Annotated in this window: 15 protein-coding genes; 11 read left to right on the top strand and 4 right to left on the bottom strand. The window is 66.4% G+C overall.

Going from position 1 to position 14,716, the window contains the following annotated elements; translation table 11 throughout:
- Positions 1–10 precede the first annotated feature (10 nt).
- Positions 11–160: a lmo0937 family membrane protein gene (locus tag ACFTR6_RS05260; protein WP_139023443.1), complete on the top strand. Its 150-nt coding sequence runs from the start codon at positions 11–13 to the stop codon at positions 158–160.
- Between the two features lie 86 nt (positions 161–246).
- Here ACFTR6_RS05260 and ACFTR6_RS05255 read toward each other — a convergent pair whose 3' ends face one another.
- Entirely contained in the window at positions 247–1,800 is a 1,554-nt protein-coding gene (locus ACFTR6_RS05255; RefSeq protein ID WP_377957124.1) for an amino acid permease, read from the bottom strand.
- Between the two features lie 261 nt (positions 1,801–2,061).
- Between ACFTR6_RS05255 and ACFTR6_RS05250 the strand changes: the two genes are divergently transcribed.
- Positions 2,062–3,462, top strand: coding sequence for a DUF6421 family protein (locus ACFTR6_RS05250; RefSeq protein WP_377957123.1), 1,401 nt, complete (start codon positions 2,062–2,064; stop codon positions 3,460–3,462).
- The gene (locus ACFTR6_RS05245; protein ID WP_377957122.1) at positions 3,459–4,202 is read left to right on the top strand and encodes an SDR family NAD(P)-dependent oxidoreductase; all 744 of its coding nucleotides are present in this window, start codon (positions 3,459–3,461) and stop codon (positions 4,200–4,202) included. Before ACFTR6_RS05250 ends, ACFTR6_RS05245 begins: the two co-directional genes overlap by 4 nt.
- A 10-nt stretch (positions 4,203–4,212) precedes the next feature.
- Here ACFTR6_RS05245 and ACFTR6_RS05240 read toward each other — a convergent pair whose 3' ends face one another.
- Positions 4,213–6,243 carry an ABC transporter ATP-binding protein gene (locus tag ACFTR6_RS05240; protein ID WP_377957121.1) on the bottom strand — a complete coding sequence of 677 codons (2,031 nt, stop codon included), beginning with the start codon at positions 6,241–6,243 and terminating at the stop codon, positions 4,213–4,215.
- Positions 6,240–7,991, bottom strand: coding sequence for an ABC transporter ATP-binding protein (locus ACFTR6_RS05235; protein ID WP_377957120.1), 1,752 nt, complete (start codon positions 7,989–7,991; stop codon positions 6,240–6,242). Before ACFTR6_RS05235 ends, ACFTR6_RS05240 begins: the two co-directional genes overlap by 4 nt.
- Positions 7,992–8,148: 157 nt before the next feature.
- Between ACFTR6_RS05235 and ACFTR6_RS05230 the strand changes: the two genes are divergently transcribed.
- From ACFTR6_RS05230 to ACFTR6_RS05200, 7 genes are all read left to right on the top strand, one after another.
- Entirely contained in the window at positions 8,149–8,688 is a 540-nt protein-coding gene (locus tag ACFTR6_RS05230) for a hypothetical protein (RefSeq protein WP_377957119.1), read from the top strand.
- Positions 8,685–9,194 (top strand): YbaK/EbsC family protein, encoded by a 510-nt coding sequence (locus ACFTR6_RS05225; protein WP_377957118.1) that lies wholly within the window; start codon positions 8,685–8,687, stop codon positions 9,192–9,194. The genes ACFTR6_RS05230 and ACFTR6_RS05225 overlap by 4 nt, the downstream gene beginning before the upstream one ends.
- Entirely contained in the window at positions 9,194–10,039 is an 846-nt protein-coding gene (locus tag ACFTR6_RS05220) for a PhzF family phenazine biosynthesis protein (RefSeq protein ID WP_377957117.1), read from the top strand. The genes ACFTR6_RS05225 and ACFTR6_RS05220 overlap by 1 nt, the downstream gene beginning before the upstream one ends.
- Before the next feature lie 100 nt (positions 10,040–10,139).
- On the top strand, positions 10,140–11,249 hold the full coding sequence (locus tag ACFTR6_RS05215; protein WP_377957116.1) for a GTP-binding protein: 1,110 nt from the start codon (positions 10,140–10,142) through the stop codon (positions 11,247–11,249).
- 54 nt (positions 11,250–11,303) lie between these two features.
- Positions 11,304–11,426, top strand: a complete 123-nt coding sequence (gene ykgO / locus ACFTR6_RS05210) for a type B 50S ribosomal protein L36 (protein WP_076800018.1) — start codon at positions 11,304–11,306, stop codon at positions 11,424–11,426.
- Between the two features lie 344 nt (positions 11,427–11,770).
- Positions 11,771–12,352 carry an AAA family ATPase gene (locus ACFTR6_RS05205; protein ID WP_377957115.1) on the top strand — a complete coding sequence of 194 codons (582 nt, stop codon included), beginning with the start codon at positions 11,771–11,773 and terminating at the stop codon, positions 12,350–12,352.
- A 272-nt stretch (positions 12,353–12,624) separates the two neighbouring features.
- Positions 12,625–13,506, top strand: coding sequence for an SRPBCC family protein (locus ACFTR6_RS05200; RefSeq protein WP_377957114.1), 882 nt, complete (start codon positions 12,625–12,627; stop codon positions 13,504–13,506).
- A 124-nt stretch (positions 13,507–13,630) separates the two neighbouring features.
- Here ACFTR6_RS05200 and ACFTR6_RS05195 read toward each other — a convergent pair whose 3' ends face one another.
- Positions 13,631–13,837, bottom strand: coding sequence for a hypothetical protein (locus ACFTR6_RS05195; RefSeq protein WP_377957113.1), 207 nt, complete (start codon positions 13,835–13,837; stop codon positions 13,631–13,633).
- A 319-nt stretch (positions 13,838–14,156) separates the two neighbouring features.
- Between ACFTR6_RS05195 and ACFTR6_RS05190 the strand changes: the two genes are divergently transcribed.
- On the top strand, positions 14,157–14,570 hold the full coding sequence (locus ACFTR6_RS05190; RefSeq protein ID WP_377957112.1) for an SRPBCC domain-containing protein: 414 nt from the start codon (positions 14,157–14,159) through the stop codon (positions 14,568–14,570).
- The last annotated feature ends 146 nt before the right edge of the window (positions 14,571–14,716 follow it).

Raw genomic sequence — 14,716 nt, 5'->3', positions numbered from 1 at the left:
GGAGACTCCCATGTTGCTTTGGATAGCCATCATCATCGCAGTTCTCTGGCTTCTCGGCCTGCTCGGCAACATAGGCGGCGGGCTAATTCACCTGCTGCTGGTAATAGCCGTGGTCGTCCTGGTCTTCCATTTCATCCGGGGCAGATCCTCCCGCGTGTAGTACGAAATTTTGAAAGCCTTGCCGCCCTGTGGTCAGAAACAGTTGCAGAGACCACAGGGCAACAGGAAAGCCGGGTGAATTCCCGGTCACCGGGTGACGCGGGCAGGTTCGTCCTCGAGGTCCTTAGGTGCCGAGAGATCCATCTCGAGTAGCGGCACTACCTTGGACTTGGTGATGTAGCGGTGAGCTAGCCACAGGCCGATGAAGACAGGCAGCCCGATGTAGGAGGAAAGCACCTCCATCGCCCTCCCCGCAAGCACGGCTTCGTAGTTCTGTCCCGCGATCACCAGCACGAGCAGGGCGAAGGCCAGCAGTGGGCCAATGGGGAACAGGGATGCCTTGTATGGCAGGTCGCTGACCTTGTTCCCCTGGGCCAGGAAGCCGCGCCTGAAACGGTAGTGGGAAACCGCGATCCCCGCCCAGACGATGAAACCGCACAGGCCTGACATGTTCAGCAGCCAGGAGTAGGCCGCGCCCTGACCGACGATTGCGGAGAGGAATCCGAAGAGTCCCACGGCCGAGGTGGCCAGCAGTGCCGGGATCGGCACGCCCCGCGCATTGGTCCGCCCGAAGACCTTCGGGGCCATGCCGTCATGGGCCATGGCGTAAAGCATCCGGGTGGAGGCATACAGTCCGGAGTTGCCTGCGGACAGGATGGCGGTCAGGATCACTGCGTTCATCAGGGCCGCTGCGAAGGCGATCCCGGCGCGCGAGAAGACGAGGGTAAACGGCGATGCTGCAATGTCGGCCTCGCCGGAAGCCAGCAGGCTCGGATCGGTGAACGGGATCAGGCAGCCGATGATAAAGATGGCACCGATGTAGAACAGCATGATGCGCCAGAAGACAGTGCGGATAGCCTTCGGCACTTCGCGGCGCGGGTTCTTGGCTTCGCCTGCGGCCACGCCTACCAGCTCGGTGCCCTGGAAGGAGAACCCGGCAATCATGAAGACCGAGATGATCGAGACCCAGCCCCCGTGGAACACATCATCCCGGTTTTCCCAGTTGCTGAGGCCCGGGGAGTTGCCCCCGAGGATGCCGAAGATCATCAGCACACCGGCGATCAGGAAGAGCACGACGGCGGTGACCTTGATGAGGGACAGCCAGAACTCCGACTCACCGAAGGACTTCGCCGAGAGGGCGTTGAGTCCGGCCAGCACCAGCAGGAAGATGCCGGCCCACACCCAGCCGGGGACGCCCGGGAACCAGAAGTCCATGATGATTCCGGCCGCCACCAGCTCGGCGGCCACCGTGATGGCCCAGTTGAACCAATAGTTCCAGCCGATCGCGAAGCCAAAGGACTGGGAGACAAAACGGGTGGCAAAGGACTGGAAGGAACCGGCGACCGGAATTTTGGCCGACATTTCGCCCAGTGACTGCATCAGCAGGAACACCATCAGCCCGACCAGCGCGTAGGCGACCAGCGCCCCACCGGGACCCGCTTGGGAAATGGTGCCGCCCGAGGCCACGAACAGCCCGGTGCCGATCGCACCGCCGATGGCGATCATCTGCAGGTGGCGGCTGCTGAGTCCGCGCTTGAGATCGTTGGCGGTTTCGTCGGACGCGCGGGCCGCCCCTGTGGCTGGGGCGTATCCGGGTTGTGCCACTGCATCGTCTTTGATGCCTGTGGAAGTCGTGCTCATTGAGATGCCTCCGGGAAGGTAGCTGCGGTGGATGGAGCTTTCCGGCGGGCCCGGCCGGGAAGGACGGTGATCAAGCTAACACATGAGCGGAACGGCCCCTCCGGCGAAGCGAATGTTGCCCGGCGAATGATCGAAGTCTTACGGATAGGCCCGAAAAGCAGCCGCCTGAGCGCAAGAGTTTCTTACTCTTGTCGAAATTACACATCAATCGTGCTTATCCATTGCTACGTTCATCCGGACCCCTCAACGGAAGGAACGAAGATGTCCATCGCAAGCCCCGAAGTGACGACGAGCCGGGCAGAAGACCTGAAACCGCTGCCGGCGTGGCAGGCGTTGAAGGCAGCCGTCATGGAACTGCAGCAGGTTCAAGTGCAGGACGGTTCCGTTCCTGAATCCGCTGACCATGACCAGGCCCGCCGGAACGTCGGCATCATCACTGACGCGGTCAGTGACCTGTGCCGCCACCTCCCCCACGACAGGGACTACCTTGAACTGCTGGTGCAGGACTTCCAGCGGTGGGCGTCCGGGGGCTTCGCTGTACCGGATTTCCTCGACTCATTGGCAGCCTTCCACCCCGAGCAGTGGCGCATCGACGGGCTGCCGCACCTGGTCGTGTTCCCCATGTACACCCAGAACGGCAGCACCAACCGCTACTTCGAGGCCGTCCTCATCGAGGTCATCTGGCCTTCCTTCGTCGCTGAACTGGAGGCGGCGAACTACTCCAACAAGCTGTTCGTCCCCATCAGCTTCGTCGATTTCACACCCGGCTATGACACGAACTCCGCCGTTCTCTTCCCCGAGAGCGTCGCGGTCCGGAGCACCCCCTCCTTCACATGGGGAGGCATTTTCGCGGACCGTGAAGCTGCCCGGTTCCGCCGCGTCCTGAAAGCTGCTGCCGACATCACGTCCCTGGACCTGCCGGCCGACGCCGCGGAATTGATTGAAGACCAGCACCTCACGGAGAAGACCTTCGTGATGTGGGATCTGATCCATGACCGGACCCACATGCGCGGCGACCTGCCCTTTGACCCGTTCATGATCAAGCAGCGGATGCCGTATTTCCTGTACTCCCTGGAGGAGCTCCGCTGTGACCTGACCGCCTTCCGCGAATCAGTCCTCATTGAGCGGGACGAAACGGCTTCCGAGGACGCCCGCAAGCACGCCAAGCTGGTCCAGTACGCCGTGATCTTCGACCGCATTTTCCGCTTCGCGATTACCGGGAACCGGGTCCGTAACTACGACGCCGTGGGCGGCCAACTGCTGTTCGCCTGGATGCACCAGCACCGGGTCCTGCACTGGACCGATGGAAAGCTGAGCATCGACTGGAAGGACGTCGCCGGCGTGGTCGTCGAGCTGGGCCTTCGCATCGAGGAACTCTACTGGCGTTCAATCGACCGCCCGAAGACCGCACACTGGCTGGCCGCCTATGAGCTCGTCTCGGAAACCCTCACCCCGCACCCGGCCTCCGTGTGGGCCAAGGGACCGGAGGCTCTTCCGCTCGACGGCCCTCCCCGGGGACTGACGGACCAGATCCTTGACGACGAATTCCCCCTGTCGATGTTCTACGAGGCACTGGAGAAGAAGATGTCCCCGGTCATTGAATCAACTGCCGGGATCACCGGTAAAAGCCCCGTGAAGACCGAGGGCGGGGCGGGCGCATGAGCCAGGAACTCTCAGGGCGTACGGTCGTCGTCGCCGGTTCGACAAGCGCAGCCGGCGCCGCAGTAGTCCGCACCCTCTCCCAAGCCGGGGCGCGCGTGGCCGCCGTGGACATTCTTGAGGACCGCGTGCAGGAGCTCTCGGGATCCTACGACAATGTCACGGGCTATGTCTGCAACCTTGCGGACCTGCAAGCCGTTGAGGACCTGGCGGCATCTGTCCGTAACGATCTGGGTCCGGTGGACGGGCTCATCCATCTTGTCGGAGGGTGGCGGGGCGGCACGGGCATTGCAGGCCAGACGGATGAGGACTGGGACTTCCTGCACGCCAGCGTCCTCACCACCCTGAGGAACACCAGCCGCGCCTTCTACCAGGATCTGGCTGCCTCCCCGGTGGGCCGTCTGGCCATCGTTTCCGCACAGTCCGCTTCCTCGCCGACAGCGGACGGCCCCGCCTATGCCGCCGTCAAGTCCGCCGCCGAGGCATGGACCCTTGCCGTGGCCGACGGCTTCCGGCATCCGCAGGGAGGAAACGAAAGCCGCTCAGCCGCCCTGGTCTTCGTCGTCAAGGCCCTGGTCGATGACCGGATGCGCGCAGCCCAGCCGGAACGGAAGTTTCCGGGCTTCACCGATGTCAGTGTCCTTGCCGACGCCGTACAGCGGATCTTCGGCCTGGAGGCGGAACGGATCAACGGGCAGCGCTTGCCCCTCACGGCCGGCCACCTCGTGGGTGCGCCCTCCTGAGCCTCAGTCCTTAAACCTCTGCCGCCGGGGCCGCGAACTGCGCCTCGTACAGGCGTGCGTACGCCCCGCCCGCAGCCAGCAGCGACGCGTGCGTGCCCTGCTCCACGATCCGCCCCGCCTCCATCACCAGGATCAGGTCGGCGTCGCGGATCGTGGAGAGGCGGTGGGCAATGACAAACGAAGTCCGGTCGGACCGCAGCGCGCTCATGGCCTTCTGCACCAGCAGCTCGGTCCGCGTGTCCACGGAAGAAGTGGCCTCGTCCAGGATCAGCACCGAGGGCCGGGAAAGGAAAGCCCGGGCGATGGTCAGCAGCTGCTTCTCGCCGGCCGAGACGTTGGATCCCTCATCCTCGAGCACCGTGCTGTACCCCTCCGGCAGGGCGCGCACGAACCGGTCAACGTACGTCGCCTGCGCTGCCTCCACGATCTCGGCCTCCGACGCCGACGGGCGGCCGTAGGCGATGTTGTCCCGGATGGTCCCGCCGAACAGCCAGGTGTCCTGCAGGACCATTCCCATCCGCGAGCGCAGCTCGCGCCGGGGAACAGCGGTGACGTCCACGCCGTCGAGCGTGATCCGGCCGGCGTCCAGTTCGTAGAACCGCATCATCAGGTTCACCAGGGTGGTCTTGCCGGCCCCGGTGGGGCCGACGATCGCCACCGTCTGCCCGGGCTCCGCCACCAGGCTGAGGTCGGCAATAAGCGGCTTGTCGGGCGAATAGGAGAAGGAGACATTCTCGAACACCAGCCGCCCGCGGCCACCGGAAGAGGCAGCACCTGAAGATTCGGGAGTCTGCTCCTCCTCGTCCAGCAGCTCGAACACCCTTTCCGCGGACGCTACCCCGGACTGCAGCAGGTTGGCCATCGACCCAAGCTGCGCCAGCGGCTGGGTGAACTGCCGCGAGTACTGGATGAACGCCTGTACGTCGCCCAACTGCATCGCCCCGGAGGCCACCTGCAGCCCGCCCACCACCGCGATCGCCACGTACACCAGGTTCCCGATGAACGTCAGCGCCGGCATGATCAGTCCGGAAATGAACTGTGCGCCGAAGCTCGCCTCGAACAGCTCCGCATTCTTCTGCCGGAACCGCTCCTCCACCTCCCGCTGCCGGCCGAACACCTTGACCAGTGCGTGCCCCGTGTACGTCTCCTCGATCTGCCCGTTCAGCTCCCCCGTGTGCTTCCACTGCGCCACGAACAGCTTCTGCGAGCGCTTGGCGATCAGGCCCGTCGTCACCAGCGTCAGCGGCACCGTCACCAGGGCAATCAGCGCCAGCACCGGCGAGAGCAGGAACATCATCAGCAGCACGCCCAGCACCGTGAGCAGCGACGTGACTGCCTGGCTGATCGACTGTTGCAGGCTCTGCGAGATGTTGTCCACGTCGTTCGTCACCCGGCTGAGCAGCTCGCCGCGCTGGATGGAGTCGAAGTACCGCAGCGGCAGCCGGTGGATCTTCGCCTCGATCCGCTCCCGCAGCCGGTACACGGTCCGCTGCACCACACCGTTAAGTACGTAGGCCTGGATCCAGCCGAACGCCGACGCCAGCACATACAGCGCCAGCGCCCACAGCAGCACGCTGGCCAGCGCGGCGAAGTCGATCCCCGTGCCCGGCGTCAGCGTCATTGCCCCCAGCATGTCCGCCTGCTTCTCCTGCCCGGACGCCCGCAGTCCGGCGATCACCTGTTCCTTGCTCGCCCCGGGCGGCAGGTTTTTGCTGACGGCGCCGGCGAAGATCAGGTTGGTGCCCTCGCCCAGTAGCCGCGGCCCGGTCACCGAGAACGCCACGCTGACGACGGCGAGCGCAAGTACCAGCGCCAGCCAGGCCCGTTCGGGGCGGAGCTCCCCCAGCAGCCGCCGGGCCGACGGCCCGAAGTTCAGCGCCTTCTCCGCCGGGACATTCATCCCCGCGAACGGCCCGCCCCGTCCCGGTCCGCCGGCGGGCCGGGGGATGCGTACGACGGCGGCCTGCCGGGTTCCCGCGGCAGCCCCGGTTCCGGGGGCTCCAGCTGCGGGGCCGGGAGGGGTTCCGCGGGCTGTGCTCATGCCGTCTCCTCCGCCGCCAGCTGCGAGGACACGATCTCGCGGTACGTCTCCGAGGTCTCCAAAAGCTCACTGTGCGTTCCGCGCCCGACAATCCTGCCGCCGTCGAGCACCAGGATCTGGTCCGCGTCCGCAATGCTGGAGACGCGCTGGGCGATGATCACCAGCGTGGCCCCGGCGGTGTCCCGCCGCAGCGCCTGCCGGAGCCGGGCATCCGTGGCGGTGTCCAGTGAGGAAAACGAGTCGTCAAAGATGTACAACTCCGGCCTCTTCACGAGTGCCCGGGCGATCGCCAGCCGTTGCCGCTGGCCGCCGGAGACGTTGGTGCCGCCCTGCGAGACGGGCGCGTCCAGCCCGCCGTCCATCCTGCGCACGAAGTCCTCTGCCTGGGCCGTGGCCAGGGCCCGCCACAGCTCTTCCTCGGTGGCGTCGGGTTTGCCGTAGAGCAGGTTGCTCCGCACGGTTCCGGAGAACAGGTACGGCCGCTGAGGGACCAGGCCGATGTGCCCCCACAGCAGGTCAGGGTGCAGTTCCCGCACGTCCACGCCACCCATCAGCACCGATCCGGATGTGGCGTCGAAGAGCCGCGGCATGAGGTTCACCAGGGTGGTTTTCCCCGAGCCCGTGCTGCCGATGACCGCCGTCGTCCTGCCCGCGGCAGCCGTGAAGCTGACGCCGCTGAGGACCGGCCGTTCGGCACCCGGGTAGGCGAATCCGACGTCGCGCATTTCCAGCTCACCGCGGGCAGTGCCGCCGGACGCATCGGCGGAAAAGCGCACCGGGTGCTCGGGCGGCCGCACGGAGGACTCCGTCTCCAGCACCTCACCGATCCGGTCCGCGGAGACGGCCGCGCGCGGGATCATCACGGCCATGAAGGTGGCCATCATGACGGACATCAGGATCTGCAGCAGGTAGCTGAGGAACGCCACCAGTGTCCCCACCTGCATGGAGCCGTCCTCGATCCGGAACGACCCGAACCAGATCACCGCCACGCTGGACACGTTGAGCACCAGCATCACCACGGGAAACGCGAGCGCCATCAGCCGCCCCGCCCGCAGCGCCGTATCCGTCACGTCGGCGTTGGCGCCCGCGAACCGCTCCGTTTCCAGGTCCTCGCGCACAAACGCCCGCACCACCCGGATGCCGGCCAGCTGCTCGCGGAGCACCCTGTTGACGGCGTCGATCCGCAGCTGCATCAGGCGGAACAGGGGCACCATCCGGCTGATGATCACCGCGACGCCGGCCAGCAGCACCGGCACGCTCACCGCGATCAGCCACGAGAGCTGGGCATCCTGCCGGACCGCCATCACCACGCCGCCAATACTGAGCATGGGTGCGGCCACCATCAGCGTGGCGGACATCAGCACCAGCTGCTGCACCTGCTGGACATCGTTCGTGGACCGGGTGATCAGGCTGGCGGGGCCGAACTGGGTGACCTCCTGCTCGGAGAACCCGCCCACCCGGGTGAAGATCGCCCCGCGCAGGTCCCGGCCCATGCCCATCGCCGCTTTGGCCCCGAAGTACACCGCCGTCACCGCGCACGCGATCTGCAGCAGGGTGATGACCAGCATGAGGCTGCCGACGCGCAGGATGTAGCCCGTGTCCCCCTTGGCCACACCCAGGTCGATGATGTCCGCGTTCAGGGTGGGGAGATAGAGGGAGGCAATGGACTGCGCAAGCTGAAAAACGACGACGGCGATCAGCAGCCGCCGTTGCGGCTGCAGGTACCGGACAAGAAGCTTCCATAGCATTCAGGCACTCGCAGCAGGTCCTCGAAGAGATGGGAAGGCCAGTGTACGTCCGGCCGCTGAAGGACAGCCTGTAGGCTGGAGCCGTCGCCGGAAATCCGGGCACACGGCAATAAACACCGCGCAGTGTGCGCGGCGAACAAGCACCGCAAATTGAAGAATGGGGACTTCATTGGGCGATCAGCAGTTGGGCTTTGGCGAGCCCGGAAACACACCGGCGGCTGTCCGGCTCTCGGCAGCCTGCTGGGTGGCCAGCGCCGTGGTGGCGGGCATGATGCCTGTCATCCTGGAGGTCTCGGGAATCGACTTCGGCCAGTCGATCCCCGACTGGGCCGTGCCCTATCTCGTGGCGTTCGCCGTCCCGCTGACTGCTCTGCAGGTCCTGGCGGCCCAGCATCTGCTGCACGGCGAGCGGTGGGCCCGCAGCCTCCTTACGGCCGCTGCGGCCCTCTCGGCGCTCGGCGCACCTGTCGACCTCACCGTCCCGATCCTTGCCGGCCTGCTCCTGACACTGGCCGGCGCCACGCTCATGTGGCTGCCCGCATCCAACCGGTTCTTCCTGCTGCACCGCGGCGTTACCGCCTATCCTGTGCCGGCGGTGTCCGGCGCGGACGCCGCCCTTAGCGACCGCACGCTCAAAGACGCCGGCTTCAAAGACACCGCCTTCAACGACACCGCACTGAAAGGAGAACTGCTGTGAGTGATACGCTCCTGCTGCCCGCCGTGGCCGATGCCCTGGCCGCCCACGGCGTGGCCCACGAGGTCCTCGAATGCCTGCCGGAACTGGCGGACACCGCGGAGTTCTGCGCACACTACGGCTTCAGCCTGGAGCAGGCGGCCAACACCATCCTGATCGCCTCCAAGAAGGTGGAGCCGCCACGGTATGCGGTGTGCCTGGTCCTGGGCACCACCCGCCTCGACGTGAACCGTGCGGTCCGGGCCCTGCTCGACGTCAAGCGCGCCTCGTTTGCCGACGCCGAAACCACCACCGCGCTGACCGGCATGCTGGTGGGCGGCGTGACCGTCCCCGGCATCGAGGGGCTGCCCGTGTACGTGGACCGGGCCGTGACGGAGGTGCCCCGGGTGGTCATGGGCGGGGGCAACAGGTCCAGCAAGATCGTCCTCGACCCGGCCGAGCTCCTCAAGCTCCCCGGCGTCGAGGTAGTGGACGGGCTCGCCACGCCGCGGGAACCGGCGGAGGCATAATGACCAGCGTGAACGAATACCCCTTTTCGCAGGTCGACGTTTTCGCCCCGGGGCCGCAGCCCGGCAACCCGGTGGCCGTCGTCCATAATGCCGATGACCTGTCCGCCGAGCAGATGCAAAGCTTCGCCAACTGGACCAACCTCCCCGAAACCACCTTCCTGCTCAGGCCCACCCGGCCGGAGGCGGACTACCGGCTGCGGATCTTCACGCCGGCGTCCGAGCTTCCCTTCGCCGGGCACCCCACGCTCGGCTCCGCACACGCGTGGCTGGAGAACGGCGGCCAGCCGCACCGCCCGGGCGAACTCGTGCAGGAATGCGAGGTGGGGCTGGTCAAAATCAGCCAAACCGCGAACGAGCAGTTCTTCGAGGCCCCGCCGCTGCGTCGCTCCGGGCCTCTGGAGGCTGAGGTCCTGGAGCAGGCCATCACGAGTCTGCGCATCACTCCGGAAGAGGTCCTCGACAGCAACTGGGTGGACAACGGACCGGGCTGGCTCGGTATCCGGCTGGCCTCGGCCCGGGCTGTGCTCGACCTGACGCCGGACTTCACCGCGATGGGACAGCTGAATGTCGGCGTCATCGGTGCCTACGGGGACGGCGGACCGGCCGACTTCGAGGTGCGCGGTTTCCTTCCCGGACTGGCCATCCCCGAAGACCCGGTCACCGGCAGCCTGAACGCGGGCCTCGCCCAGTGGCTGATCGGCTCGGGTGCGGCGGAGGGCAACTACACCGTCAGCCAGGGCACTGCCCTGGGCCGCGGCGGCCGGCTGACCATCACCAGCGAAGGCGACAGCATCTGGGTGGGCGGGACCAGCCGCACGGTGGTCAGGGGCAGTGCCTTCCTCTGATCCGGTTGGCGGCGGATGCCTGCCGTCCTGATGCATGCCGGTGCCGCCGCACTGCGGCACCTAGGTTGTAAATGAGAATGGTTCTCATTATGCTGGATGCATGATCCTGACCGTCCTCAGCTCCCTCGACTCCCTCTGCCGGCAGCAGGCGTGCGAAGCGCTGGCCGCGGCACACCCCCCGGCCGCCGTCGTGGTCCATGACCTCCTGGAAAACGGCACTGTTGTGCGCCGGGTCTTCAGCCACGACGGGCCGGTCCAGCGGCACGAAACAGTTCTGGAACACGGCTGCCTGAGCTGCACCGTGCGCCTGGACGTGGTGCCCACCGTCAGGCAGCTGATGGCGCGCGGGGAGGAACACGTCATTGTTGGGCTGCCTTCGGGCGTGCCGGCGTCCACCACTATCGCCGCGCTCAGGCAGGAGCTTGGCCGGGACTGCCGGGTGAGCTCCGCCGTCCACGCCTGCGCGCCGGATTGCGTGGAGGACCACATCTGGGACCGCCACACATTGTTCGAATCAGGTTTCACACCCGTGCCCGATGACGAGCGGACGTCCGGCGAATTCGTCATGGGAGAGCTATCGTTCTGCGACACCATCCTTGCCGCAGAACCGGACGTTCTCCCCGTAGATCCCGATGGGCGGGCCCGCGGCCTGCAACTCCTCCGTGAACTGGCACCGCACGCCGACCTCGCCGAGGACGCGGCGCGGATTCGGCCGGGCCGGCACGACTACGCCGCCGCCGTCGGCAGAACGGTTCCCGGAACCGTGCGGACAGCACGCACGTCCGGCGGACCGTTCACCACGGTCACCCACCGGATCCGCCGCCCGCTCCATCCGGAGAGGTTCCGGCACGCCCTGGCCACGCTGGCCGCCGGATGCTGCTGGCTCCGCGGCTACCTTTGGATAGCAACAGCCCCCGGCTGCCGGATCGCCATCCACGGCATCGGCCCGCGCATCTGGCTGGAGAATACCGGGCCATGGCCAACCAGCAGGGCCGAACCGCACCTGGCGCAAGAGGCCGCACACCCTGGCGCACTGCAGGACCCGCACACCGGTCCGGGCGGCCGCGGGACGGTACTCGCCGCCACCGGCGACAGCCTGGACGGGGACCGGATCGCCGAGCTGCTCGCATCCTGCGAGCTCACCGAATCAGAAATGAATGCCGGATTCGAGGCCCTGGACGATCCGTTTGGTCTCACCCAGCCGAATTGACCGGCCACATCACCACAAGAAGCCTGACCATCACCACAAGGAGGAGAAAGTTACATGAAGGTACGGAATTCGCTGCGCGCACTGAAGAAGATACCGGGAGCCCAAGTGGTGCGCCGCCGCGGAAAGACGTTTGTCATCAACAAGAAGAATCCGAGGATGAAGGCCCGTCAAGGCTGAGCCCCGCGTCAGGAATTAGTGCCGGGGACGGGCCGGTGCCCCATTGCGCCTTGCCCGTCCCAGTCCATGGCTTTCCTGGGTGAATCCGTGATGTTCGTAGCGGGTCGTTTTACGGGGCCGCGGCGCTTCTGCACGGCCCCTGCGGAATACTGTCCTCCGACAGGCTCAAGAAAGGCGCAACTTTCCGGAAGGATCACTGCAAGATCCGCTGGCACCGCCGTCGTCCGTTTTGAAGTGCGGCGGCCTTGGCCCGCGGCAATCCGGGCATGATAACGTGACGTGCGCCTCAAAGCCGCAACGTTGGCCGCCCCCCGGACGTTGGACAGGGGACGGAAGGAGGCCACATGCTCATTGTCCTGACAGGAATCGACGGCTCGGGCAAAACGACGGCGGCCCGCTCGCTGGCTGCCGCAGCCCGCGAGAAGGGCAGCGGCGCACTCCTGCTGAACAACTATGCAGGCCGGCGGCGAATGTCCCTGCTCAGCGCCAGGCTCGGCATCCGGCTGCCAGCCCGCCTGGCCGACGCCCTGGAAACCACCATGCGGGTGTTCAACGTGCTGGTGTCCACTGTGCGGGCGTCCCGGTTCCAGGGCCTGGTTGTCATGGACCGGCACCTCCACTGCCAGCTGGCGCTGCGCGAGGCACGGGGCCTGCGCCGCGGCTGGCTTCTCCCCTGGATCCTCCGGACGCTGCCAGCCCCGGACCTCGTCCTCCACCTGGACGTGAGCCCCGAAGCCGCACACCAGCGGATCGTGGCGCGCGGCACGGACGAGGAATCCGTGGCCGAACTGACCGCCCTGCGGAACGCCTACCGGGCACTGCCCGAGTACGCGGGGATGGTGAAGATCGACGCCGACGGTCCCCCGGCCGAGGTGGTCGCCAGGCTGGTTGACGCGGTCGATTTCCGCCGGCAACTCAAGGTTTAGTCAAGAATTGCCGAAACGGCCGAATACGCCTTTACTGAACTCCCGCCGCCTGTACATTAGTGCCAGCTCTCCTCTTTCCCCCCAAAAAATGGAGCGCTGGAAGCCTCCGCGCTTGAGTCCGATGATTCGCGCGGAGGCTTCACGTTTTCCCCCAAGCATCACGGTCGGCTGCTGCCCGCACTGGCCACACTCCGCCGTCGACGATATAGTAAGCATGCTGATGACTTCGGATTACCGGACCATCATCTGTTCACTTCGACGAAGGAGACACTATGAGCACGAGGGTTGAGAAGCGCATTCTGGTGAACGTGCCGGTCAGCACGGCATACAACCAGTGGACCCAGTTCGAGGACTTTCCCCACTTCATGGGCGGCGTCAAGAAAGTGACCCAGCTCAGCGACGACCGCCTCGAGTGGGTGGCCGAGATCGCGGGCGTGAAGCGCAAGTGGGAGGCGCGGATCCTGGAGCAGAAGCCTGACCAGAAGGTTGCCTGGGCAGCCACCGAGGGGGCCACCAACGCCGGATCGGTGGAATTTGAAGACGTGGGCGGCGGCCAGACCTCCATCAAGCTCTTCATCGACTACGAACCCGAAGGGCTCGTGGAGAAGATCGGTGACAAACTGCATGTGGTGGAGCACCAGGCCGAGGCCGACCTCAAGAGGTTCAAGGAATTCATCGAGGACGAAGGCTACGCCAGCGGCGCCTGGCGCGGCTCGGTCAACGAAGGCGGATCGGTAGGCACGCCGGGCGTCGAGCATGCTGCCGGGTCGCTCGGCGACAGCGGCAAGGCAGGCATCTCCGGCAAGGCGGCCGCGGCCGCCGGAGTGGCGGCTGCAGCAGGGGCGGCAGTGGCCGCTGCCGCGGGCAGCAAGGACAAGGATGCGGACACGGTTTATGTCGTGGACGAGACTGTCACCCCGGTGGTGCCGGAATACACCGAAACCACTGTTGCCGACACGACCGGCACGGGCTCGGCGCTGACGGACGAGGCCATCGCGCATCCGTTCGACCAGACCAACGGGCTGATTGACGACGAAGGCGACTCGGACGAGACGGCAGCCAGCGACACACAGAGCGCCGCGGACCGGGCCGAGAGGGCAGACCGCGGTCCCGGAACCATCCCGCCCCTTGGCGGCACCAGCGGCCAGCACTAGAGGCCCGCTCAGCTGACAACTGAAGCGCAATCACGGCGGCACCGTTCAAGGTGCCGCCGTGATTGCTGTTCGAGCGGGTTCGGGCGCTCTGGGCTTGGGCCCGCCTGGGCTTCGGCCGGCTCCGTCAGAGTGCGGGGTCCGGCGTTCCTGCCGCCCTGTTGCGGGTTTCCATCAGGTGCAGCTGCAGCTTCGCTTCTGCTTCCCGGCGCCGTTTGGCCTGCTCGCGCATCTTCCGCGTGGCCTCGGAGCCTTCGGAGTGGATCAGTCCGGCTGTTCGGTTGCGGGGAGCGCCACCGCCGGAGGGTGCCGCCGCCATAAGTTCGTCGCTCATGCCCAATGGTCACATGGCCGTGATCTTGCGGGAAGAGCTGATGCCGGAGCGTGACCGGATCGGAACCTGGCGGCATTCGTAAGGGCCGGCGGCGGTTGGGAAGGCACCCCGGGCTCGTAAGGATCGCTCTCCGGGGCTCTTGCCGTCGGCCCCACCTTTATTTTACGAGCCCGGAGCCCAGTGAAACAGGGGTTTTTGGGCTTCCCCGCACCCGAATCGCCAGTGCTGCGGCCAAAGTGGTGCAGATATGCTCGGAACCGCGCCTCGACGCGCCGGGCAACGTGCTGGATGGCAACCTACTGAACGAGGAGAACCTGACATGACCGACAACACGATCCGCCTTACACGGCACTTCCCACACCCGCCGGAGGCAGTCTGGAAGGCGCTCACCACACCGGACCTGCTCGCGCGGTGGTGGGCGGCCGGCGACATCGCCCCCACTGTCGGGCACCGCTTCACGCTGGACATGGGCGGCTGGGGAACCCAGCAGTGCGAGGTCCTCAGCGTCGATCCCGGCACCTCCATCAGCTTCCTGTTCGCCGAGGGCGCCCTGGACACCACCGTGACATGGACCCTCGAAACGGTTGAGGACGGCACGGTCCTGCACCTCGAACACTCCGGCTTCAAGCTGGACACTCCGATGGGGCAGCAGGCCTTCCAGGGCATGGGCAACGGCTGGCCCGGGGTGCTTTCCCGCATCGACGACGTCCTCGCCGAGGCTGCACGGCCGTAGCCGCAGCACCAAATTCCGCCCCAGATCAGGAGGGGCGGCCCCCCCGGGGGCGGGCCCCCCGGGGGTGCACGAACGGGGGCCCCCCCCCCCCCCCCGACACAGCCCCCCCCCCCCCCCCAACAAAAAAAAAAAAAAAAAAAAAAAAA

It is taken from the genome of Arthrobacter sp. NPDC057009 (genome assembly GCF_042673905.1).
Classification (GTDB): domain Bacteria; phylum Actinomycetota; class Actinomycetes; order Actinomycetales; family Micrococcaceae; genus Arthrobacter.
This window is presented reverse-complemented; position numbering and strand designations above follow the sequence as displayed.

What these genes read in the sequence shown, in the direction of transcription:
- ACFTR6_RS05195 (WP_377957113.1), bottom strand. Translation starts at nt 13,837, where the DNA reads ATGAGCGACGAACTTATGGCGGCGGCACCCTCCGGCGGTGGCGCTCCC.
- ACFTR6_RS05205 (WP_377957115.1), top strand. Translation starts at nt 11,771, where the DNA reads ATGCTCATTGTCCTGACAGGAATCGACGGCTCGGGCAAAACGACGGCG.
- ACFTR6_RS05190 (WP_377957112.1), top strand. Translation starts at nt 14,157, where the DNA reads ATGACCGACAACACGATCCGCCTTACACGGCACTTCCCACACCCGCCG.
- ACFTR6_RS05220 (WP_377957117.1), top strand. Translation starts at nt 9,194, where the DNA reads ATGACCAGCGTGAACGAATACCCCTTTTCGCAGGTCGACGTTTTCGCC.
- ACFTR6_RS05245 (WP_377957122.1), top strand. Translation starts at nt 3,459, where the DNA reads ATGAGCCAGGAACTCTCAGGGCGTACGGTCGTCGTCGCCGGTTCGACA.
- ACFTR6_RS05215 (WP_377957116.1), top strand. Translation starts at nt 10,140, where the DNA reads ATGATCCTGACCGTCCTCAGCTCCCTCGACTCCCTCTGCCGGCAGCAG.
- ACFTR6_RS05260 (WP_139023443.1), top strand. Translation starts at nt 11, where the DNA reads ATGTTGCTTTGGATAGCCATCATCATCGCAGTTCTCTGGCTTCTCGGC.
- ACFTR6_RS05255 (WP_377957124.1), bottom strand. Translation starts at nt 1,800, where the DNA reads ATGAGCACGACTTCCACAGGCATCAAAGACGATGCAGTGGCACAACCC.
- ykgO (WP_076800018.1), top strand. Translation starts at nt 11,304, where the DNA reads ATGAAGGTACGGAATTCGCTGCGCGCACTGAAGAAGATACCGGGAGCC.
- ACFTR6_RS05235 (WP_377957120.1), bottom strand. Translation starts at nt 7,991, where the DNA reads ATGCTATGGAAGCTTCTTGTCCGGTACCTGCAGCCGCAACGGCGGCTG.
- ACFTR6_RS05230 (WP_377957119.1), top strand. Translation starts at nt 8,149, where the DNA reads ATGGGGACTTCATTGGGCGATCAGCAGTTGGGCTTTGGCGAGCCCGGA.
- ACFTR6_RS05250 (WP_377957123.1), top strand. Translation starts at nt 2,062, where the DNA reads ATGTCCATCGCAAGCCCCGAAGTGACGACGAGCCGGGCAGAAGACCTG.
- ACFTR6_RS05240 (WP_377957121.1), bottom strand. Translation starts at nt 6,243, where the DNA reads ATGAGCACAGCCCGCGGAACCCCTCCCGGCCCCGCAGCTGGAGCCCCC.
- ACFTR6_RS05200 (WP_377957114.1), top strand. Translation starts at nt 12,625, where the DNA reads ATGAGCACGAGGGTTGAGAAGCGCATTCTGGTGAACGTGCCGGTCAGC.